Annotated in this window: 27 protein-coding genes; 3 read left to right on the forward strand and 24 right to left on the reverse strand. The window is 41.2% G+C overall.

The window, feature by feature from the left end; all coding sequences use genetic code 11:
* Positions 1-17 precede the first annotated feature (17 nt).
* The 15 genes from PCY08_RS06005 to PCY08_RS06075 form a co-directional block, all read right to left on the reverse strand.
* Entirely contained in the window at positions 18-200 is a 183-nt protein-coding gene (locus tag PCY08_RS06005) for a hypothetical protein (protein ID WP_301559757.1), read from the reverse strand.
* Positions 201-365: 165 nt separating this feature from the next.
* Entirely contained in the window at positions 366-1133 is a 768-nt protein-coding gene (locus PCY08_RS06010; protein ID WP_223140612.1) for an acetyl-CoA carboxylase carboxyl transferase subunit alpha, read from the reverse strand.
* Positions 1133-1996, reverse strand: coding sequence for an acetyl-CoA carboxylase, carboxyltransferase subunit beta (gene accD, locus PCY08_RS06015; RefSeq protein WP_301559758.1), 864 nt, complete (start codon positions 1994-1996; stop codon positions 1133-1135). Before accD ends, PCY08_RS06010 begins: the two co-directional genes overlap by 1 nt.
* A gap of 185 nt (positions 1997-2181) precedes the next feature.
* A complete protein-coding gene (accC, locus tag PCY08_RS06020; protein WP_301559759.1) occupies positions 2182-3549 on the reverse strand; it encodes an acetyl-CoA carboxylase biotin carboxylase subunit in 1368 nt (455 codons plus the stop codon).
* Positions 3550-3560: 11 nt separating this feature from the next.
* Positions 3561-3983, reverse strand: coding sequence for a 3-hydroxyacyl-ACP dehydratase FabZ (gene fabZ / locus PCY08_RS06025; RefSeq protein WP_006145014.1), 423 nt, complete (start codon positions 3981-3983; stop codon positions 3561-3563).
* A complete protein-coding gene (accB, locus tag PCY08_RS06030) occupies positions 3980-4441 on the reverse strand; it encodes an acetyl-CoA carboxylase biotin carboxyl carrier protein (RefSeq protein ID WP_301559760.1) in 462 nt (153 codons plus the stop codon). Before accB ends, fabZ begins: the two co-directional genes overlap by 4 nt.
* Positions 4442-4443: 2 nt before the next feature.
* Positions 4444-5679 carry a beta-ketoacyl-ACP synthase II gene (gene fabF / locus PCY08_RS06035; protein WP_045763683.1) on the reverse strand — a complete coding sequence of 412 codons (1236 nt, stop codon included), beginning with the start codon at positions 5677-5679 and terminating at the stop codon, positions 4444-4446.
* A gap of 22 nt (positions 5680-5701) precedes the next feature.
* Positions 5702-6436, reverse strand: coding sequence for a 3-oxoacyl-[acyl-carrier-protein] reductase (gene fabG, locus PCY08_RS06040; RefSeq protein ID WP_301559761.1), 735 nt, complete (start codon positions 6434-6436; stop codon positions 5702-5704).
* Positions 6437-6468: 32 nt separating this feature from the next.
* Positions 6469-7389 carry an ACP S-malonyltransferase gene (gene fabD, locus PCY08_RS06045; protein ID WP_301559762.1) on the reverse strand — a complete coding sequence of 307 codons (921 nt, stop codon included), beginning with the start codon at positions 7387-7389 and terminating at the stop codon, positions 6469-6471.
* Complete coding sequence (gene fabK / locus PCY08_RS06050) at positions 7382-8356, reverse strand: enoyl-[acyl-carrier-protein] reductase FabK (protein WP_301559763.1); 975 nt, start codon at positions 8354-8356, stop codon at positions 7382-7384. The genes fabD and fabK overlap by 8 nt, the downstream gene beginning before the upstream one ends.
* A 116-nt stretch (positions 8357-8472) precedes the next feature.
* Positions 8473-8697 carry an acyl carrier protein gene (locus PCY08_RS06055; protein WP_000257840.1) on the reverse strand — a complete coding sequence of 75 codons (225 nt, stop codon included), beginning with the start codon at positions 8695-8697 and terminating at the stop codon, positions 8473-8475.
* Between the two features lie 56 nt (positions 8698-8753).
* Positions 8754-9728: a beta-ketoacyl-ACP synthase III gene (locus PCY08_RS06060; protein WP_301559764.1), complete on the reverse strand. Its 975-nt coding sequence runs from the start codon at positions 9726-9728 to the stop codon at positions 8754-8756.
* A complete protein-coding gene (locus tag PCY08_RS06065) occupies positions 9728-10162 on the reverse strand; it encodes a MarR family winged helix-turn-helix transcriptional regulator (RefSeq protein ID WP_000386343.1) in 435 nt (144 codons plus the stop codon). Before PCY08_RS06065 ends, PCY08_RS06060 begins: the two co-directional genes overlap by 1 nt.
* A 91-nt stretch (positions 10163-10253) precedes the next feature.
* Positions 10254-11039: an enoyl-CoA hydratase gene (locus PCY08_RS06070; RefSeq protein ID WP_301559765.1), complete on the reverse strand. Its 786-nt coding sequence runs from the start codon at positions 11037-11039 to the stop codon at positions 10254-10256.
* A gap of 110 nt (positions 11040-11149) precedes the next feature.
* On the reverse strand, positions 11150-11710 hold the full coding sequence (locus PCY08_RS06075; protein WP_301559766.1) for a hypothetical protein: 561 nt from the start codon (positions 11708-11710) through the stop codon (positions 11150-11152).
* A 158-nt stretch (positions 11711-11868) separates the two neighbouring features.
* On the opposite strand from PCY08_RS06075, the gene PCY08_RS06080 reads away from it, so the two are divergent.
* From PCY08_RS06080 to serS, 3 genes are all read left to right on the forward strand, one after another.
* Positions 11869-13233, forward strand: a complete 1365-nt coding sequence (locus PCY08_RS06080; RefSeq protein ID WP_301559767.1) for an aspartate kinase — start codon at positions 11869-11871, stop codon at positions 13231-13233.
* A 2-nt stretch (positions 13234-13235) separates the two neighbouring features.
* Positions 13236-13607: a DUF956 family protein gene (locus PCY08_RS06085; protein ID WP_301559768.1), complete on the forward strand. Its 372-nt coding sequence runs from the start codon at positions 13236-13238 to the stop codon at positions 13605-13607.
* Positions 13608-13820: 213 nt separating this feature from the next.
* On the forward strand, positions 13821-15095 hold the full coding sequence (gene serS / locus PCY08_RS06090) for a serine--tRNA ligase (protein ID WP_223140603.1): 1275 nt from the start codon (positions 13821-13823) through the stop codon (positions 15093-15095).
* Positions 15096-15193: 98 nt separating this feature from the next.
* Here the strand turns inward: serS and groL are convergent, their stop codons facing one another.
* The 9 genes from groL to PCY08_RS06135 all read right to left on the reverse strand — a co-directional run bounded on the left by groL (position 15194) and on the right by PCY08_RS06135 (position 22447).
* The gene (groL, locus tag PCY08_RS06095; protein WP_301559769.1) at positions 15194-16813 is read right to left on the reverse strand and encodes a chaperonin GroEL; all 1620 of its coding nucleotides are present in this window, start codon (positions 16811-16813) and stop codon (positions 15194-15196) included.
* Between the two features lie 15 nt (positions 16814-16828).
* Positions 16829-17113: a co-chaperone GroES gene (gene groES, locus PCY08_RS06100; protein ID WP_301559770.1), complete on the reverse strand. Its 285-nt coding sequence runs from the start codon at positions 17111-17113 to the stop codon at positions 16829-16831.
* Positions 17114-17248: 135 nt separating this feature from the next.
* Complete coding sequence (locus PCY08_RS06105; RefSeq protein WP_301559771.1) at positions 17249-17542, reverse strand: DUF202 domain-containing protein; 294 nt, start codon at positions 17540-17542, stop codon at positions 17249-17251.
* Positions 17543-17644: 102 nt separating this feature from the next.
* Positions 17645-18499, reverse strand: coding sequence for a PTS system mannose/fructose/sorbose family transporter subunit IID (locus PCY08_RS06110; protein ID WP_301559772.1), 855 nt, complete (start codon positions 18497-18499; stop codon positions 17645-17647).
* Positions 18483-19325: a PTS sugar transporter subunit IIC gene (locus tag PCY08_RS06115; RefSeq protein ID WP_006151610.1), complete on the reverse strand. Its 843-nt coding sequence runs from the start codon at positions 19323-19325 to the stop codon at positions 18483-18485. The genes PCY08_RS06110 and PCY08_RS06115 overlap by 17 nt, the downstream gene beginning before the upstream one ends.
* Before the next feature lie 56 nt (positions 19326-19381).
* The gene (locus PCY08_RS06120; RefSeq protein WP_000261775.1) at positions 19382-19876 is read right to left on the reverse strand and encodes a PTS sugar transporter subunit IIB; all 495 of its coding nucleotides are present in this window, start codon (positions 19874-19876) and stop codon (positions 19382-19384) included.
* A 14-nt stretch (positions 19877-19890) separates the two neighbouring features.
* A complete protein-coding gene (locus tag PCY08_RS06125) occupies positions 19891-20328 on the reverse strand; it encodes a PTS sugar transporter subunit IIA (RefSeq protein WP_301559773.1) in 438 nt (145 codons plus the stop codon).
* Between the two features lie 140 nt (positions 20329-20468).
* A complete protein-coding gene (locus tag PCY08_RS06130) occupies positions 20469-21767 on the reverse strand; it encodes a sugar ABC transporter substrate-binding protein (protein WP_301559774.1) in 1299 nt (432 codons plus the stop codon).
* A complete protein-coding gene (locus PCY08_RS06135) occupies positions 21764-22447 on the reverse strand; it encodes a response regulator transcription factor (RefSeq protein ID WP_006147185.1) in 684 nt (227 codons plus the stop codon). The genes PCY08_RS06130 and PCY08_RS06135 overlap by 4 nt, the downstream gene beginning before the upstream one ends.
* Between the last annotated feature and the right edge of the window lies 1 nt (position 22448).

Consider the following 22448-nt stretch of genomic DNA (forward strand, 5'->3'; position numbering starts at 1 on the left):
CTCACTCCTTTAATGTATCAAAAGCCAACTCCATAAGCACGTCTAGTTATATCAGCAAGTATAGTTTTCTGATCTGTTGCAATACTATACGCATAGGGCCAAGACCAATCTCTATCACCGGCCAACCAAACCATAACACCACCTGAGGCTTGTTCTAAGTCCTCCATTGAAAGAACTGTAAATGTATCTGTACCTGTCATTTCAAGTACCTCCTTAAAAATAAATTTTTGTAAGCTTACATCTATAGTATACATCTTTTTTATCTTATTTTATTGCCCATTTCCTCAACTGTCAATTTTTAATCCTGAAATGAATTTTTGAGAGAAACCAAAAAGCTAGAACCTTTTTTAGTTCTAGCTGTCTTTTTAATATTTTCTAAAGCGTTGATAACGCTCTTCCAAAAGTTTCTCCAACGGTAATTGTTTTAATTGTTCAATTTCTGTTTGAAGTTCATTTTTTACACGAGCTAGCAGCTCTTTGGCAGAGAGGCCTCTCTCTGAAATAACCTTATCTACGACTTCCATCTCCAAAAGTTCATGTGAAGTGATTTTCATCAACTCAGCTGCTTCCATGGCACGCGTGCCATCTTTCCACAAGATAGAAGCAAAGCCTTCGGGACTGAGAACTGCATAGATAGAGTTTTCTAGCATCCAAACACGGTCAGCTACTGCTAGAGCTAGAGCTCCACCAGAGCCCCCTTCACCGATAATAATGGCAATAATTGGCACCTTAAGATCGCTCATTTCCATGAGGTTACGTGCAATGGCTTCACCTTGACCACGTTCTTCTGCTCCTACACCAGGATAGGCACCCGCAGTATTGATAAAGGTTACAACTGGACGACCAAACTTTTCTGCTTGCTTCATCAAACGAAGGGCTTTTCGGTAACCTTCAGGATGAGGTTGACCAAAGTTACGGTTAAGATTATCTTGTAAACTTTTACCTTTTTGGATTCCAACAACAGTCACTGCTTGGTCTCCCAACCAACCGATACCACCAATAATAGCACCATCATCACGGAAGGAGCGGTCCCCATGCAGCTCAATAAAATCATCAAAAATTCCTGTTGCGAAGTCCAAGGCAGTTAAGCGGGTTTGTTCACGTGCTTCTCTGACGATTTTTGCAATATTCATCAACAATCCCCCTTATGTAACCTTACTAATCGAGCAATCGTATCTGGCAATTCTCGCCGTTTAATAATTGCATCTACAAAGCCATGCTCTAGAAGAAACTCTGCTTTCTGGAAATCTTCTGGTAAATCTTCTCTTACTGTATTTTCAATCACACGGCGTCCAGCAAAACCTACCAAACTTTGGGGTTCTGCCAAGATGATATCCCCTTCCATAGCGAAGGAAGCTGTTACTCCTCCAGTCGTCGGGTCTGTAAGGATTGTCAGATAAAAGAGACCTGCATTGGAATGACGTTTGACTGCGGCAGAGATTTTGGCCATCTGCATCAAGCTCATGATTCCTTCCTGCATACGTGCTCCGCCAGAAGCTGTAAACAATACGACAGGTAATTTTTCAGCGGTCGCATATTCGAACAAGCGAGTGATTTTCTCACCAACAACTGTCCCCATTGACGCCATAATAAAGTTAGAATCCATGATGCCAAGGGCAACCTTCTCTCCCTTAATCAAAGCTGTTCCTGTTACAACAGCCTCATCAAGACCTGTCTTTTCACGCATCAAAGTCAATTTTTTACGATAGCCTGGAAAATTCAAAGGATCCTGGGTCTCAATCCCTTTAAACATTTCCAAAAATGTACCCATATCAATGGTTAAAGCTAAACGCTCTTGAGCTGAAATACGGAAGGTATAGCCACAGTGAGGGCATATACGCTCACTCCCCAAGTCCTTTTGGTAAATCGTATATTTACAACCTGGACATTGGGAGAAGAGCTCATCTGGAACCTCTGGCTTGATCTGAGGTTGATTTACAGTCGAACGATTGGGATTGATTCGAATATATTTATCTTTTTTACTAAATAGAGCCATACATCCCCCTTTTCAGTCTTATACTATTTTTATACTCAATGAAAATCAAAGAGCAAACTAGGAAGCTAGCCGCAGGTTGCTCAAAGCACTGCTTTGAGGTTGTAGATAAGACTGACGAAGTCAGTCACATATATAATCCAAGGCGAAGCTGACGCAGTTTGAAGAGATTTTCGAAGAGTATTACATTATTGTTTTTCTTGATAGTGTGGTAAGAAAGTTTCCATCAAGAATGAAGTATCGTAGTCCCCTGCTATCACCCGACGATCTGAAATCAAGTCGAGTTGGAAATCAGCATTGGTGACAACCCCTTCAATTTCGAGTTCATAAAGAGCTCGTTGCATTTTCATGAGAGCATCAAAACGATTTTCGCCATGAACAATAATTTTAGCAATCATACTATCATAGTATGGCGGAATGGTATAACCTGGATAAACTGCAGAGTCAACACGCAAGCCGACACCACCACTCGGTAGATAAAGATTGGTAATCTTACCTGGACTTGGTGCAAAATTAAAGGCTGGGTTTTCCGCATTGATACGGCACTCAATAGCATGTCCTTTTAGAACAATATCTTCTTGCTTCAAGGTCAAAGGTTGACCTGCTGCGATACGGATTTGTTCCTTGACAATATCCACACCAGATACAAATTCGGTTACCGGGTGTTCCACTTGGACACGCGTATTCATCTCCATAAAGTAGAATTTACCACTTGCTTCATCTAGCAGGAATTCAATGGTCCCAGCATTCTCGTAACCAACAGACTCTGCTGCACGAACTGCCGCTGCACCAATTTCATTACGAAGGGTTTTTCCAATAGCAATCGAAGGACTTTCTTCTAAAACCTTTTGGTTATTCCGTTGCAGCGAACAGTCACGTTCACCAAGGTGAATAACATGACCCATCTGGTCAGCAAGAATCTGTACTTCAATATGGCGAGCAGGATAGATCACACGCTCTAGGTACATCGCTCCATTACCAAAGTTGGCTTTGGCTTCACTAGAGGCTGTTTCAAAGGCTGACACAAGGTCTTCTGCCTTTTCAACCTTACGAATCCCTTTACCACCACCTCCAGCTGAAGCTTTCAGCATAACTGGATAACCAATTTTTTCGGCAATAGTGAGGGCCTCTTCTGCAGTATGAACTTCTCCATCTGAACCCGGAATGACGGGCACATTAGCCTTAATCATTTGAGCACGGGCGTTAATTTTATCACCCATGATATCCATTACACGAGCTGATGGTCCGATAAATTTGATACCGACTTCTTCACACATGGTTGCAAATTTGGAATTTTCACTTAAAAATCCAAATCCAGGGTGAATAGCTTCAGCTTCAGTCAAGACCGCAGCTGATAGGATGGCATTGATGTTCAGATAAGATTCTGTAGCCTTCCCAGGGCCGATACAGATAGCCTCATCAGCCAAAAGCGTGTGGAGAGCTTCCTTGTCAGCAGTCGAATAGACAGCGACTGTTGCAATTCCTAACTCTCGTGCCGCACGAATAATACGAACAGCAATTTCACCACGATTAGCAATTAAAATCTTACGAAACATGGAAAACCTCCCTAGTTTCCAATAGCAAAGGTCAGAGTACCGCTTGCTGCAAGCTTACCATCTACTTCTGCCTTCGCTTCTACTACGGCGATTGTGCCACGACGTTTGACAAAAGTTGCTGTCATGACAAGCTGATCACCAGGAACAACTTGTTTTTTAAATTTAACTTTGTCCATACCAGCGTAGAAGACCAGCTTCCCTTTGTTTTCAGGTTTTGATAATTCCAAAACACCTGCTGTTTGTGCCAAAGCTTCCATGATCAAGACACCTGGCATCACAGGGTAGGCTGGAAAGTGTCCATTGAAGAAAGGTTCGTTAATCGTCACATTTTTAATGGCAACGATTGTATCTTCACTGACTTCCAAAACACGATCCACTAAGAGCATAGGATAGCGGTGAGGCAAAGCTTCTTTAATTCCTTGAATATCAATCATTTGATACGTACCAAGCCTTTCCCGAACTCAACCATTTCTTCATTTTCAACTAGAATTTCTGTTACAACACCATCTTTAGGTGCTGGAATTTCGTTCATAACTTTCATGGCTTCGATGATGACCAAGGTTTGACCTTTTTTAACAGTATCACCGACTGAAACAAAATTAGGTTTGTCTGGTCCAGCAGCCAAGTAAGCAACTCCGACAAGTGGACTCTCTACTAGATCTCCTTCAGCTACAGATTCAGTAACACTTGATTCTGAAACTGCTTCTGCAGCTGGTGTTGAAGTTGGAGCTTGTGGTGCAACTGTAGGTGCAGGTGCTGGACTTGCTTCTGCAACAAGTTTTGCTTCATTCTTACTGAAGACCAACTCATCCGTTCCATTTTTATAAGAAAATTCTCTCAAGCTCGACTGGTCAAACTGCGCCATCAAGTCTTTGATTTCATTTAAATTCATCTTTACTTATTCTCCCAACGTTTGAAAGCAAGAACTGCATTATGCCCACCAAATCCAAAAGTATTTGAGATAGCATAAGGAATTTCACGTTCCAAGCCTTGTCCATAAATAACATTTGCTTCAATGTAGTCTGATAATTCTGTTGTTCCAGCTGTCATTGGAACATAGTTGTTACGGATGGCTTCAATTGTTGCAATTGCTTCAACTGCACCAGCTGCACCTAGCAAGTGTCCTGTAAATGACTTCGTTGAAGATACAGGTACTTCCTTACCAAGAACAGCTACAATCGCTCCACTTTCTCCCTTTTCATTAGCAGGAGTTGAGGTACCATGAGCATTGACATAGGCTACTTGGTCTGGTGTGATTTCAGCTTCCTCCAAGGCAAGTTTGATAGCTTTAATAGCACCTTGTCCTTCTGGATGTGGTGAAGTCATATGGTAGGCATCACAAGTGTTACCGTAACCAACAACTTCAGCTAAGATAGTTGCACCACGTTTTTCAGCATGCTCTAAACTTTCAAGAACCAACATACCTGATCCTTCACCCATGACAAATCCATTACGATCCTTATCAAATGGAATAGAAGCACGAGTTGGGTCCTCTGTTGTTGAAAGAGCTGTTAAGGCTTGGAAACCAGCAATCGCAAATGGAGTAATAGATGATTCTGAACCACCAACCAGCATGATATCTTGGAAACCAAATTTGATAGAACGGAAGGCATCCCCGATAGCATCATTTGATGAAGCACAAGCTGTATTGATAGATTTACAGATACCATTTGCTCCAAAGCGCATAGCAACATTCCCTGCCGCCATGTTTGGCAAAGCTTTTGGAAGTGTCAATGGCTTTACACGTTTTGGTCCCTTATCATGAAGTCGAAGTACTTGATCTTCGATTTCTTTAATCCCACCGATACCTGATGCAACGATGACACCAAAGCGGTCTCTATCAAGAGTCTCTACATCAAGATTAGCATTGTTCACTGCTTCTTGAGCTGCATACAAGGCATACAAAGAATAGTCATCAAAACGATTGGTATCTTTTTTTACAAAGTATTTATCAAACGGAAAATCCTGGATCTCTGCCGCATTATGAACGTCAAAAGCACTGTGATCAAACTTAGTGATTTCACCGATTCCAATCTTTCCATTTTTTAGACTGTTCCAAAATTCCTCTGGTGTGTTTCCAATCGGAGATGTTAATCCATAACCTGTTACTACTACTCGATTTAGTTTCATTTTTATACCTCTATTTTAACTCTTATTGCATGGTTAGTCCACCATCAATTGCGATGACTTGTCCCGTTAGATAATCTTGACTTGCAAGAAAGGCTGTCACCTCTGCGACTTGCTCAACTTGGCCAAATTGTTTCATCGGAATTTGTGCCAACATGGCTTCTTTCACCTTATCAGATAGAACTGCAGTCATATCTGATTCGATCATTCCTGGAGCAATGGCATTGACGCGAACATTGCGATTAGCAACTTCACGTGCTACTGATTTAGTAAATCCAATCAAACCAGCCTTGGAAGCAGCGTAGTTGGCTTGACCAATATTTCCCATCAGACCAACAACACTAGACATATTGATGATAGCTCCTTCGCGAGCTTTTATCATCGGTTTTAAGACTGATTGTGTCATATTGAAAGCCCCTGTCAAATTGACTTTCAAGACCTTCTCAAAATCTTCTTCCGTCATCTTAAGCATGAGAGTATCTTGAGTAATCCCAGCATTATTAACGAGGACATCAACTGAACCCAGCTCTTCAATGGCTTGGTCTACCATACGTTTTGCATCTGTGAAGTCTGAGACATCACCAGAAATAGCAAGTACCTTGACCCCATATGGTTTAAACTCGTTTAGAAGCTCCTCGGAGATTTCACCACGACTATTCAAGACAACGTTAGCTCCCAAGCTAGCAAATTTATGAGCAATGGCAAGACCAATTCCTCGACTTGAGCCTGTAATAAAGACATTTTTCTGTTCTAGTTTCATTTTTCTCCTTTCAGAACTTCTACCACATTAGTCTAATTTTCTAAGAGTACTTGTAAGCTTGCTTGATCTTCCACATTAGAAAGTTGAGCTGTTTTATCAATTTTTTTGACAAATCCTGACAAGACTTTACCAGGGCCAACTTCGATAAAACGAGTGACACCCGCTTCTTGCATGACTGCAATACTCTCATAAAAACGAACGGGTTCCTTAACTTGACGAGTTAAGAGTTCTGCAATTCGTTCTGTTTCCATGACCTTCGCTTCTGTATTTCCAACAAGTGGACAAGCAAAGTCAGAAAACTCAACATCTTCTAAGGCTTGAGCTAGTTTTTGACTTGCAGATTCCAATAAAGCTGTATGGAAAGGTCCAGAAACATTGAGCGGAATCAAACGTTTTGCTCCCGCTTCTTGCAAAAGTTCAACTGCACGATCTACTGCAGCTACCTCCCCACCAATAACAATTTGACTCGGCGTATTGTAGTTAGCTGGAGTTACAACACCAAGTTGAGAAGCTTCTTGACAAGCTTTTTCGATCACTTCAACTGGTGTATTAAGCACAGCTACCATTTTCCCTGATCCTGCTGGTGCTGCTTCTTCCATATAAGACCCACGTTTAGCAACTAGAGCTACTGCATCTTCAAAATCCAAGGCACCACTAGCTACAAGGGCAGAATATTCTCCAAGAGACAAACCTGCCACCATATCAGGCTGGTAACCTTTCTCCTTTAATAGTCTGTAAATAGCAACTGATGTAGCTAAAATAGCTGGCTGCGTGTAACGAGTCTGATGTAGCTTTGTTTCATCATTATCAATCAAGTCACGGAGGTCATAGCCTAATACTTGGCTAGCTTGGTCAATTGTTTCCTTGACGATAGCATATTGGTCGTATAGTTCACGTCCCATTCCAAGGTACTGGGCTCCTTGACCTGCAAATAGAAAGGCTGTTTTAGTCATTTCTTGTAACTCCTGCCCATCGAGCGGCTTCTTTTTGAATTTTCTCAGCTGCACCGTAGTAAATATCTTTTAAGATTTCTTCAACAGTTTCTTCTTTAGATACCAAACCTGCAATCTGGCCGGCCATCACTGAACCGCCATCCACATCCCCATGGACAACAGCCTTAGCTAAGGCTCCTGCACCCATTTGTTCAAAGATTTCTAAATCTGGATTTTCTTGTTTAAAGGCATCTTTTTCAGCTTGCTCGAAATCACGAGTCAATTTGTTTTTAATGGCACGAACTGCGTGTCCAAAATGTTGTGCCGAAATCGTTGTATCAATATCACGAGCTTTTAAAATTTTAGCTTTATAGTTTGGATGGGCGTTTGATTCTTTAGCAACTACAAAACGAGTTCCCACTTGCACGGCTTCTGCACCAAGCATAAATCCAGCGGCAGCTCCCTCACCGTCTGCAATACCTCCTGCAGCGATAACAGGAATAGAAACAGCAGCTGCAACTTGACGAACCAGGGTCATAGTTGTTAGTTTACCGATGTGTCCTCCTGCTTCCATACCTTCTGCAATGATAGCGTCTGCACCGATTTTTTCCATGCGTTTCGCCAAAGCAACACTAGGAACTACAGGAATAACGGTAATCCCCGCTTCATGGAATCGCTCCATGTATTTACTTGGGTTTCCTGCGCCAGTTGTGACTACCTTAACTCCTTCTTCAATCACAAGGTCGACAATATCTTCAACGAATGGAGACAGAAGCATAATGTTGACACCAAAAGGTTTGTCTGTTAATGATTTAATCTTATCAATATTAGCCTTAACCACTTCTTTAGGAGCATTTCCTCCACCAATGATACCGAGACCACCTGCTTTTGAAACAGCTCCAGCAAGGTCACCATCTGCAACCCAAGCCATTCCACCTTGGAAGATAGGATATTTAATATTCAATAATTCTGTAATACGTGTTTTCATAGTGCCTCCATACGTCTTGCTTACGTAATAGTTCGACTACATTATAATTTGACAGTCAAACTATTACCTAAACAAGAGGGAGCGGGTTCCCCCTACTCCTTCTTCTTTTATTTTAATTATTTTGTTTGCTCTTCAACGTAAGCAACCAAGTCGCCAACTGTTTTCAAGTTATCTTCAGCTTCGATTTGGATATCAAAAGCATCTTCAATTTCTGAGATCACTTGGAACAAGTCCAATGAATCTGCATCCAAATCATCAAAAGTAGATTCAAGTGTTACTTCTGATGCGTCTTTCCCAAGTTCTTCAACGATAATTTCTTGTACTTTTTCAAATACTGCCATGATAGACTCCTTTAAAATAAATAGTTTTTATAACAATGTGTTCACCACATGATTACCTAAATTGTAACAATAAGCGTGCCCCATGTCAAACCTCCACCGAAGCCTGACAAGAGAATTTTTTGGCTACCATCCAAACGAATGAGCCCTTCCTCTACACACTCTGAAAATAGGATCGGAATACTTGCCGCACTGGTATTTCCATACTTGGTCATATTGGCAGGAAGCTTGTCTCGATCTACACCGATCTTTCTAGCCATCTTATCTAGAATGCGGATATTAGCTTGATGAAGCAAGAGATAATCTAGTTCTTCTGCCGACAGAGGACTCTCTTCTATGGTATTTTTTATAGACTTCGCAACATCTCGAATCGCAAAATCAAAAACTGCTCGGCCATCCATTCTCAAGAAAGCATCGGGCTTTTCTTGATTTGAAAATGGTGAAGTTAAACCAGTCTGTCCAAAGGTCAAACACTCACTACGCGAACCATCGCTATTGAGACTCTCCGCTAGGAAATGTGGCTCTTCGCTTGCTTCTAACAAGATGCCCCCAGCTCCATCTCCAAATAGGACAGCAGTTGAGCGATCCGACCAGTCTAAAGCTTTTGACATGGTTTCACTACCGATAACTAGACCCTTACGATAAGCTCCTGAAGAGATAAACTTCTCTGCAGTTGATAGGGCAAAGATAAAGCCACTACAGGCAGCTGTTAAGTCATAGACAAAAGCCTTATGAGCGCCGATTTTAGCCTGAACACGAGCGGCTGTTGAAGGCATCATCGAGTCAGGTGTCATCGTAGCTAGAATGATAAAATCCAACTCTTCAGCAGAAATCCCTGACTTCTCTAGGAGTTGTTTTGCAACTGCCGTTGCCAAATCTCCTGTTGATTCTGCCTTAGAAATGCGACGTTCCTTAATCCCAGTTCGACTTGAAATCCATTCATCACTCGTATCCATAACCTGAGCTAAATCCTCATTTGTGACAATCTGCTCTGGTACATAATGAGCAACCTGGCTTATTTTCGCAAAAGCCATTATTTCAAATCCTCCAAAAATTGATAAAGATTGGTCAAACCTTTACTCATGACGTCCATTTCCTCTGGACTCATGCCTTCGATAATTCTTTCGACCATGGCCTTGTGGAAACGTTTATGGAGACGATGTACGAGTCGACCTTTCTTGGTCAAATGAAGATGTACTACACGACGATCCTGATCTGAACGTAAGCGTTCGATGTAACCTTTTCGTTCCAAGTTGTTCAAGCTAGTTGTCACTGTTCCTAGAGTTACCATCAACTCTTTGGACACTTGACTTGGTGTCACATCTGGAAACTTACCAATCACATCAATCGTGTGCATTTCCTTGATAGAGATGTCCTTGAAACGACTACCTCGCAAACTCACTTCCTCAATCACCAGGACGTTATTAAAAATAGATGTTAAATAGTCATTGATCCGTTGGTAGTCCAATTCTCTTCCCTCCCTTATCAAAAAAGTTTAACTATCAAAACATTTGACAAAAAAAGTATATCAAACTTCAAAGAATTGTGCAAGTATTTTTTTATTTTCCGATAAATTTTGGACGTCTTCTCTCAGAATGTGCACGAACACCTTCTTTGAAATCCTCCGTATAAGATAGAGATTTTTGCAATTCCAATTCTAGCTGTGCATACTCGTGCCACTGCTTAAACTCGCTCTCCCAGACTAACTTCTTAATAGCAGCATAGGAGTTAGAAGAACCTCGTCTCAACTTCTTCAATAGTTGCTCTCTTGTCTTTTCTAATTGATCACTAGCACAAAGACGATAGACTGCTCCAGCTTCCAGTGCTTTTTCTGCTGTGAAAGCTTCACCCGTCATAGCTAATTGCGTTGCCCGAGTCGCACCAAGTGATCGTGTAAGCAAGAATAAACCTCCCGCATCTGGAGCCAAGCCCACACCTACAAAGGCCTGGATGAATTTAGCTTTGTCAGAAGCAATACAGAAATCAACTGCCAAAGCCATATTAGCCGCTGCCCCAGCAACTGCTCCATCCACCTCCATAATGACTGGTTTAGGGATTTGTTTAATCTTATAAGAAATCGTATTTACCAACTCCGCGATTTGGGTAAGGGAGGCAATATCATCCTCATCGACAGCACGTTTCATTTCTACTAGATCGCCCCCAACAGAGAAGACTTTGCCGGCAGCATTAATAAGAATAAACGAAATCGAATCATCTTTTTCAGCCAATTCCAATGCTTCTAGAATTTCTTGACACATAGGAATATGAAAACCATTGGCCACCTCAGGACGATTTAAAGTTAATATCGCTAAATCGTCTTGAACTTGATAGAGAATATGATCCATAACCACTCCTTTTAATTTACAATGATGTTTAAATTATTTTGTTTTCAAATTATATCTTTTTCCAGCTTATTAGACAAGAGAAAAATCGACCGAAAGTGTCTCGGCCGATTTTAAAATCTTAGTTTGGTCTCTAAAAATACAGGAAAACCAGTACTTGTATCATCCATGAAATCATAAATCACTTCAAGCATTCGTCCTCCTTCTCTCTGATAAAGCTGTTCTTGGTTGGATCCCTTGTGGTAGAATTCTCCTGAAACCATGTGAAAAACACGATTTGGATCTTCAAGGTAGGCAAAAAGATTTCCTGTAAAAGGAACTTCCTTGTCTCCGTCCTTGTTGACCAGACTTGTAGCTAAGAGTTTCGTGATTCCTCTAAATTGTCCACTTTCATCTGTTCGACAATAAAACTTGATTCTAGCTTCATAGTCAGGATTGACGATAATCTTTTCAGAGAGAATCCGATAGGTCCTTGCCTTACTATCTGACAAGCCGATAGATAAGATAATTTTTGCCCTCTCAACTGAAATCTGACGCTCTTGCGCATACTCCATCGCTAATTCCTCTCCGGTCAAACGACCACTGGGAAGAGGATGAGAACTTGCTCCGATATTTGTAGGAATCATCACGAAGGTCAGGACTAGTAGTATTAAACAAATTACTCTTTTAATCATCTTTCCCAACTCCTTTCATTAGAAGAATCTTTCCTCCTACACCTTTATTATAAGATTTCCTGATGAGACTTTCAAACAATTATATAGGACATTTTCCAGATTGAAAAAAGCCCCTCTTTCTGCTATAATCGTATAAAATACTTACTTTAGGAGTTCTTATGAAGGTTGTTAAATTTGGTGGAAGCTCGCTTGCCTCTGCTAGTCAATTAGAAAAAGTTTTAAATATTGTCAAAAGTGACCCAGAACGTCGTTTTGTGGTTGTATCTGCCCCTGGTAAACGTAATTCTGAAGACACTAAGGTTACAGACGCCTTAATTAAATACTACCGCGACTATGTAGCTGGAAATGACATTAGTAAAAGCCAAAACTGGATTATTGATCGCTATGCTGCTATGGTTAGCGAATTAGGTCTTAAACCAGCCGTTTTAGATAAAATTTCAAAAAGCATCCGTGCTCTTGCAACTCTTCCAATTGAAGAGAATAAGTTTCTTTACGATACCTTCCTTGCTGCAGGGGAAAACAACAATGCCAAATTGATTGCAGCCTACTTTAACCAAAATGGCTTGGAGGCGCGTTATGTTCATCCTAGAGAAGCTGGTATCGTCGTTACGAGCGAACCTGGAAATGCACGTATCATCCCATCAAGTTACGATAAAATCGAGGAATTGACAAATTCAACTGAAGTTCTTGTTATCCCTGGTTTCTTCGGTGTTACGAAAGAAGATCAAATTTGTACCTTCTCACGTGGGGGATCAGATATTACTGGTTCCATCATCGCTGCTGGTGTCAAGGCTGACCTCTATGAAAACTTTACTGATGTAGACGGAATCTTTGCAGCTCACCCTGGTATTATCCATAAGCCACACTCTATCCCTGAATTGACCTACCGTGAAATGCGTGAATTGGCCTATGCTGGATTCTCTGTACTACACGATGAAGCACTTCTACCAGCCTACCGTGGGAAAATTCCTCTTGTCATTAAAAATACCAACAATCCAGACCACCCAGGTACTCGCATTGTGCTACAACATAGCAGCGACAAATTCCCAGTTGTTGGGATCGCTGGTGATTCTGGCTTTGTCAGCATTAATATGTCTAAATATCTGATGAACCGCGAAATCGGTTTTGGTCGTAAAGTTCTTCAGATCCTTGAGGACCTTAATATTGGTTGGGAACATATGCCAACTGGTATCGATGACCTGTCTATCATCTTACGTTCACGAGAATTAACTCCGATCAAGGAAGAAGAAATCCTTCGTCAATTAGTCCAAAAAGCAGAGGTAGACCACGCTGAAATCGAACACGACCTCTCTATCATTATGATTGTTGGGGAAAAAATGAAGCGTCATATCGGGGTAACTGCTACAGCCACTCGTGCCTTATCTGAGAACAACATCAACATCCAAATGATGTCTCAAGGTTCTAGTGAAGTTTCTATCATGTTTGTTGTCCATAAAGACCAAGAAAAAGCCGCTCTTAAAGCTCTCTACCAAGCATTTTTCGGTGAAAATAAGGAAGACTAAACATGGCACAATCCCTCAACAAGGTCGTCGACTTGCAAACAACTGGAACCTCCTATCTCTCCATTACAGGAAAGGTTGGAAAATTTCTGGTCGGAGATCATGCCCTAGAATTTTACTCAGATCGTAATGTCGAGGACTATATTCAAATCCCATGGTCCAGCATTAATCAAATCGGAGCCAATGTTTCAGGCCGCAAGGTTAGTCGGCATTTTGAAGTCTTTACAGATCAAGGAAAATTCCTCTTCGCCTCAAAAGACTCTGGAAAAATTCTTAAAATAGCTCGTGAAAAACTGGGAAATGACAAGGTAGTCAAACTTCCTACCTTAATCCAAATCATTGGCCGAAAAATTAAAAATCTATTTGCAAAAAAATAGAAAGTTTAGTATAATCATAGAAACGGATAAGTAGGTTACTTCCTTCTTTCAGAAAGTCTGCGGGTGCTGCGAGCAGATAGAAGATTTAATTGAAATTCTACCGTTGTTTTAAATCAAATACAGAATCAAGTGCACACCTGTGAAGTTGGATGGAACCGTGGCCCTGCCACTCCAACGCTTTGTCGGGTGTGCTTTTTTCATAAAGGAGTTTATATGTTAGATATCAAACGTATTCGTACAGACTTTGATGCTGTTGCAGAAAAACTAGCTACACGTGGTGTAGATGCTGCTATCTTGAACGAGATGAAAGAAATCGATGCCAAACGACGTGACATCTTGGTTAAGGTTGAAACCCTCAAGGCTGAACGTAACACAGTTTCTGCTGAGATTGCCCAAGCTAAACGTAACAAGGAAAATGCAGACGACAAGATTGCAGCTATGCAAACCCTCTCTGCCGAGGTAAAAGCTCTTGATGCTGAATTGGCAGAAATCGATGCGAAATTGACTGAATTTACTACTACACTTCCAAATATCCCAGCTGATAGCGTGCCTATCGGTGCAGACGAAGATGATAACGTAGAAGTTCGCCGTTGGGGAACTCCTCGCAAGTTCGACTTTGAACCAAAAGCTCACTGGGATCTAGGTGAAGATCTTGGTATTCTTGACTGGGAACGTGGTGGAAAGGTAACTGGAGCGCGCTTCCTCTTCTATAAAGGACTTGGGGCTCGTTTGGAACGTGCTATCTACAACTTTATGTTGGATGAGCATGGAAAAGAAGGTTACACTGAAGTCATCACACCTTACATGGTTAACCATGATTCTATGTTCGGTACTGGTCAATATCCAAAATTCAAAGAAGATACGTTTGAATTGAAAGATACGAACTACGTCCTCATTCCTACTGCTGAAGTTCCTCTGACCAACTACTATCGTGATGAAATTCTTGATGGAAAAGACTTACCAATCTACTTTACTGCTATGAGCCCATCATTCCGTTCTGAAGCTGGTTCAGCTGGTCGTGATACTCGTGGTTTGATTCGTTTACACCAATTCCACAAGGTAGAAATGGTGAAATTTGCCAAACCTGAAGAGTCATACGAAGAACTAGAAAAGATGACAGCCAACGCTGAAAACATCCTTCAAAAACTCAACCTTCCATATCGCGTAGTTGCTCTTTCTACAGGAGACATGGGCTTCTCAGCTGCTAAGACTTATGACTTGGAAGTATGGATTCCTGCGCAAAATACCTACCGTGAAATCTCAAGCTGTTCAAATACAGAAGATTTCCAAGCTCGTCGTGCCCAAATCCGCTACCGTGATGAAGCCGATGGAAAAGTGAAACTCCTTCACACCTTGAACGGTTCTGGACTTGCTGTTGGACGTACAGTCGCTGCTATCCTTGAAAACTATCAAAACGAAGATGGTTCTGTGACCATTCCAGAAGTTCTTCGTCCATACATGGGTGGAGCTGAAGTTATCAAACCATAATTAAACAGATGTAAAAAGAGGAGGCTGAGCTTCCTCTTTTTGAGTAATTCAAAAGAAACAGGTAGAAATCTTTCATTCTACCTGTTTTTATTTATTTCTTAGTAGCCACCCATCATAGATGGATCCATAGCTGGCGCTGGTGCAGCTGGTTCTGGTTTGTTAGCTACGACTGCTTCTGTCGTTAGAATCAAACTTGCTACTGAAGCTGCGTTCTGAAGGGCTGAACGACTAACCTTAACAGGATCGATAATTCCTGCTTCAATCATGTTGACCCATTCACCTGTTGCAGCGTTGAAGCCTGTACCAGCTTCTGCATTCTTCAAACGATCAATTACGATTGAACCTTCATAACCTGCATTATAAGCGATTTGACGAACAGGCTCTTCTAAGGCGCGAAGAACAATATTGCGACCTGTTGCTTCATCGCCTTCTAACTCCAAGGCAGCAACAGCAGAGATAACATTGACAAGGGCAGTACCACCACCTGCAACGATACCTTCTTCAACAGCTGCGCGAGTCGCATTGAGGGCGTCTTCGATGCGGAGTTTCATTTCTTTCAATTCTGTTTCAGTCGCAGCTCCGACCTTGATAACTGCTACCCCACCTGACAACTTAGCCAAGCGTTCTTGGAGTTTTTCACGGTCAAATTCTGAAGTTGTTGTTTCAATTTGTGATTTGATGACAGCAACACGGTTAGCAATTGCTTCAGGATTACCTGCACCTTCTACAATGACTGTACTATCTTTATCAACAGACACTTTAGCTGCTTGACCAAGCGCTTCGATAGTAGCATCTTTCAATTCAAGACCAAGATCTTCTGTAATAACAGTTCCGCCTGTCAAAATCGCGATGTCTTCCAGCATAGCCTTACGACGGTCACCAAATCCAGGTGCCTTAACAGCAACTACGTTGAAGGTTCCACGAATTTTGTTCAAAACAAGAGTTGGAAGAGCTTCACCGTCAACATCGTCTGCAATAATCAAGAGTGGACGACTGCTTTGAAGGATGCTTTCTAGTAGGGGCAAGATTTCTTGAATATTTGAAATCTTCTTATCTGTAATCAAAATGTATGGATTTTCAAGGTCTGCAACCATTTTTTCATTGTCAGTGACCATGTACTGTGATAGATAACCTCGGTCAAATTGCATTCCTTCTACAACTTCAAGCTCTGTTTCCATCCCACGTGATTCTTCAATAGTGATAACTCCATCCTTGCCAACTTTTTCCATGGCTTCAGAGATGTACTCACCTACTTTTTCAGAACGAGAGGATACGGCAGCGACTTGTGCAATAGCTTCCTTGCTTGATACTGGAATGGCATTGTTCTTCAAGGCTTCTACAGCAGTTGCAACCGCTGCTTCAATCCCTCGACGAATACCGATTGGATTTGCTCCTGCTGTAACGTTTTTGATCCCTTCACGAACAATAGCTTGGGTCAAAACTGTTGCAGTTGTTGTCCCGTCACCCGCGATATCATTGGTTTTAGAAGCTACTTCTGATACCAATTTGGCACCCATATTTTCAAAATGGTCTTCTAGTTCGATTTCTTTAGCGATTGTTACACCATCATTGGTAATCAATGGTGAGCCGAATGATTTTTCAAGAACAACATTACGGCCTTTAGGTCCCAAGGTTACTTTAACCGTATCAGCTAGGATATCAACACCACGGACCATTGCTGAACGTGCATCAGATGAAAATTTAATCTCTTTTGACATACTTACTTCCTCCTATTATTCTTCAACGATTGCTAAGATGTTAGCTTCACCCACGATGACATATTTTTCGTCACCATCTTTGACCTCGATACCTGCATGAGCTTCGACTAAAACTTGATCTCCAACTTTTACACTTGGAGCGACTAGTTCACCACTCAAGGTACGAACGCCTTGTCCAGTAGCCACTACTGTAGCTGTTTTTGTTTTTTCTTGGGCTGATCCTGCAAGGACAAAGCCTCCAACAGTTTGTTCTTTTTCTTCAATTTTCAAGACCACGCGGTCTCCTAACGGTTTCAACATCTGTTTTCCTCCATAACATAATCATATTGTTAGCACTCTTTGCCAACGAGTGCTAAACCATAGTTCTATTGTATCACTTAGTCAGAAATAGTCAAGAAAAAAACACCTCAAAATGAATGAGATGTTCCTTAAAGATCACTTTAGAATTATTAACTTTCGATTAAAATCATCGACGACTTTTTGGAGATTGATCCGTCCTCGATAGATACCATATCCAAAAACCACCATTCCCAATATTCCAACCAAGGCAAGTAAAATTCCGAACATTAAGATTGGGAGGAAGCTTTTATGAAAGAGATAAATTAAGACTATACCTATACTGGCAATGATAAAGAGTAAGCTAAACCAACGGCCAAGATTTTCAATCATATGACGTTGATACTTAATTTCTGTTTCATATCCATTAACAAGTTCTTGTTTTGTAACCATGAGGATCCTCCTGACAAAAATTGAGAATGAAGGGCAAGAGAAGGAGGTTAGTCTACTTCATTCTCAAAATTTCCTACTAGTAAATATGTGCTTTTCTTGAGCTTAGTAATTAAGATGTGGGTCAAAGATACCTAGAGCAACACCGACCAAAGCGACAACAACTAGAAGCAACATAACTTTGTTTGGTGAAACTTTTTTCTTAGACATTAACCACCAGCAAATAGTGATGAAAGTTGCTGTCAAGAGACCTGGATAAACACCATCAATCTTTTCTTGGATATTTAAGAAGACTTTTCCTTCAGAATTCTCGAATTGAAGGGCCGTTGTAACAGATACCCAAGTTGCTGCTACCGCACCAATAACCATACCACCAACAACGCTAATTGCTTTACGAAGAGCTTGTCCTTTTGGTCCTACTAGGAATTCAACAGCTTTATCCCCCAATTGATATCCTTTGAAGAAGGCAAAGCGCATACCAAAGTATACTAAGAGGTTCCATACGACGATGTAGAAGATAGCACCAGCGACGTTACCACCTTTAGAAAGACCGAGGGCAATCCCCAAAAGAACTGGAATCAAGGTACCAACGATCAAAGAGTCACCAATACCAGCGATTGGTCCCATCAAACCGGCACGCATCCCATTGATGGTTTCACCATCTACTGCATCTCCATTTGCACGTGCTTCTTCCAAACCAGCTGTAATCCCTACAACAAGAGATCCAAGTTGCGGTTCAGTATTGAAGAAAGCAGTATAGGTTTGCATGGCATCTTTTTGTTCTTCTTTTGTATCATACATTTCTTCTACGATTGGAAGCATAGAAGTCAAGTACCCAAAGGTTTGCATGTGTTCTTGAGAGAAACAAGTCAAATGACCATAATACCAATGATGAAATGCTTTTGCTAATGTTTTCTTTGAAATTTTCTTTCTATCAGCCATTTTAAATATCCTCCTCATCATCGTCTACATAAACAACCCCAGCTGGAGCAGCTTTCATAGATTTGATTACTTCAAGTTCATAGTAGATTACTGCAAAGATCAATGAAACAACCGCACTAGCTACCAAGTTCAAGCCGAGAGATTTAGCCAAGGTAAATCCAACAAAGAATGGAATGAAGTCAGTTGCTTTTGTAACAATTTGTTTCAACAAGATAGCAATACCGACACATGGGAGAAGGGCTCCAACTGTAAAGAGGGCTTTCATCCAGAAACCATCCATAGGAAGGTAAAGTTTCATCAAATCAACCATGTTTTCACCATATTTGGTGATAATCATAGTTGGAAGGAAAGAGAAGAGGAAGTGAGAGATCCAAGGATAAACCCAGTCAACTGCGTAGAGTTTTTTGAAGTTTCCTTCTTCAACGGCTTTCCAACCAATGTGTTGCCAAAGCAAGTTCATTGTAGCTGTACCGTAGAAAAGAACAGTACCGATTGTCCCAACGGCTGCACCGATTGGGGCTGCAGCTGCGGCAATTCCAGCTTCGTCTGTGATGTGATTTGCATGCACAAATAAGATAGCAAGAGGAACACCGATATAAGAGATGGCACGAACATCGGCAGATACGGTTCCACCAGGTGTTACCAAGGCGATATAAACGACTTGAAGGGCAACCCCGACCATAATACCAGTTGTCACATCTCCAAGAATTAAACCTGAAATCAACCCACCGATCAAGGGACGACCGAGTGTATAGTTCCCGATACTGGAACCTCCCATACCAGGCATTGAAGACAAGCTGGCGAAAACAGCAAGCAAGATTGCTTGAATCCATGAAATTGTCATAACAAACGCTCCTTATGTTTGTAAATTTATTTACCTAACTAATAAAATTGTTAGGTTTAAAAACCAAATTTAGATTTGAAATCATCCCAGTAACCAATCGAAACATCAGGCAACAACTGGAATTTCACCTTATAGCCTGCTGCTTGAATGGCTTGGAAGGCTTCTGCTTCTTCCTGTGTGATGGATTGGTTATTACCCAATTTCACTGCACCAGGACGATCATTTGCAGGGCCTACGATGATTTCTTTAACATCCCCTGGAACAAAACCTTGGTCCACCAAAATTTCCTTCATATCGATTGGATTTTTGGTGATCAAGAAGTAACGACTATCTGATTCCGTTACTTTTGCTGATTTTTCTTTAAAGGCTTCTTTTGTCCATACAAAGGTTTTCTTGTCTGATGCACCCTTGTATGCCTGGATTAAAACCTTGTTTGATGCTGCTGCATCGTTTACGGCAATCAAACCATCACATGGTTTTTCCTTTGCCCAGCGTGTGACTGTTTGACCGTGAATCATGCGGTCATCAATCCGTACAAATGTTACTACCATAAGGTACCTCCCTATTAAATATCGTCATCATCTTCTTCAGCACTGGTGGCTGAAACTTCAAAAGGCTGTAGTGCAGATTGTGCTTCTGATAAGATGGTAGCTGACAAATCGTCTCCATCCAACACATCCTTCATTACTACTGCTGTTAAAGCCATGGTAAGGTTCATTCCACCAAGAATCACGGCCCCCTCTAGCTTCCCAACTTCTTCTAGGACAGTTGCTGCTGTGGTTAATGGACTACCGCCTACAATATCTGCCAGGACCAATACAGAATCATCTGCTGTCAATTCTGAAATGCTTTCTCTAAATTCAACCGCAAAATCATCGACCGATTTTCCTTCTTTGAGTCCAACTGCAATGACCTGGTTCATCTTATCACCAGCAAACATAGCTAGTGATGTTTTTAGGCCTTCTGCCAATCCTCCATGACTGACTAAAATGAGGTATTTCATTTTGCTACGCCTCCTTTATTTGACTCTATTGTAGATTATTTGAAAGCGTTTTTACATTGTCAAATGTCACATTATAAACATGACATTTAGCAATAAAAAAATGACATCTGTCACTTGACACGATGTCATCTTATTTTTCTTTAAACTCCTACCTGAAGACTACTTTCAATTTCCCTCTGAATTTGAGGCAAGCGGTTCTCGACATCTTGATCGCGCAAAGCATTGTCAATCAAGTAGTCCAGCTTTTCCAACATTTCTTTAGAGACATTCTTGGGACTACTTTCAACAGCTTGTTCCATGATACGGTTCAAGGTCTGATTGGTCAAGGAATCCGTGCCAAAATCATCTACCTGTAGAAGATCTTTACTAGATTGACTTTGGACCACCTGTGGCATAACGGAAATCCCTTGAGATTGAGCAAAGAGGAGTTGTTGAATTTCTGGATCTTCTGTCAACAATTGCATCAATTCCCAAGCTAACTTGGAATGAGGAGTCCGAGCAGACATGGCAAAAGAAGTCGTCGTAACCAAAGTCGCCTTGGTAGTTTTTGACTTAGCAGGCATAGGGATACAGGTCCAGGTGAAGTTTGAATATTTTGAAACATGGTAAGGATAAGGTTTATAGGTTCTATATTGAGCCAAAGTCATGGGATAAAAAGCGACTTTCCCCTGGTCAAAATCTTTGGAACTCACCTTATAGTTCTTATTCAACTCTTCCAATTTTTGTAAAAAAGTCAAAGACTCTTTGACTTCTGGAGCCGTAAGTTTGAGCATCCCTCCTTGAAAAAGACTACCCCCATTTGCTGCCAAAGCTTCTTTCCATGTATATTCTGTACTCCCAAACTGATCCAATTGACCATCTCCATTGGTATCTTTGGTTAGTTTTTTACAAATTGTATAGAACTCTTCCAAGCTCCAACCTTCCTTGGGAACCTCAATGCCTTCTTTGTCCAGCAAATCTTTATTAACACACATCAAAATAGGATTACTTTCATAAGGTAATGCATAGGATTGCCCCTGATAGACACCTGATTCAAATGCAACAGGATAAAAAGCAGCTTGGTCTTCTTGATTCATATAGCCATTTAACTTTTCTAGAACGCCACGCGCCGCCAATAAGGACAGATCTTGCTCAGAGACCATAAACACATCCGGCGTCTTTCCTGAAACAATCTTTTCTGAGAGCCAGTCTGAATAATCCGACTGTGGAATCCCATTTTCATATTCCACACGGACATTAGGATGGGACTTTTCAAATTTTTGAATCGCAAGATCCAAAGCATGGGAGCGTTGACTGGTCGGTACATCCCAACTAGATCCTGCATAAACTCCTATATGGAGCACGATCGGTTGTTGTTTCCACCAATAAAAACTAGTACTCACAGAGACCACAAAAAGGAGAACGATTCCCCAACAAAGATGCTTTCGGTTTAATTTCATTCCGTATTTCCTTTTGAAAAATCGCGTCTAGTCACTCCTGTTTGAACTGACCAAATTGCTAATTGCGTTCGATCTCTTAGGTTTAATTTCGCCAAAATCGTTGATAAGTAATTGCGCACAGTTCCTTCTGATAAGAAGAGTTTTGCAGCAATTTCTTTGTTTGACTCGCCATAGCCTACTTCTTGAATAATTCGCCATTCTGTCGTGCTCAAATCCTTGACGTTGTCCTCATCCACAGCAATAGAGAAATTCGATTTGGCCATTTGAGAGAAGATCTGAAAGACCTTGCTTGCGATATTGGGGTTGATCATAGCTCCACCCTGATGCACCACCTTAATAGCCTCATAGAGCTCTTCTGTCGAGGCTCCCTTTAAGAGATATCCTGAAGCACCATACTTGAGTGCACTATAGATAAATTCATCATCGTCAAAAGTTGTTAAAATAATAATTTTGATATCCGGATAGTGTTCTTTTACTTCTTTTGTAGCCAAAACCCCATCCATGCCTGGCATCCGAATATCCATAAGGATCAGATCCGGATGCGTCTGTGGAATGCTGGACAAGACATGATTCCCATCTTCCACTGTAGCTACCACTTCGATGTCGGAGTGAGCCGACAAAATAATTTTCAAAGATTCTCGAATCAAGGCTTGGTCATCTGCCACCATTACTTTTATCACC

Source organism: Streptococcus sp. SO4 (genome assembly GCF_030440055.1).
GTDB classification, from domain to species: domain Bacteria; phylum Bacillota; class Bacilli; order Lactobacillales; family Streptococcaceae; genus Streptococcus; species Streptococcus nidrosiense.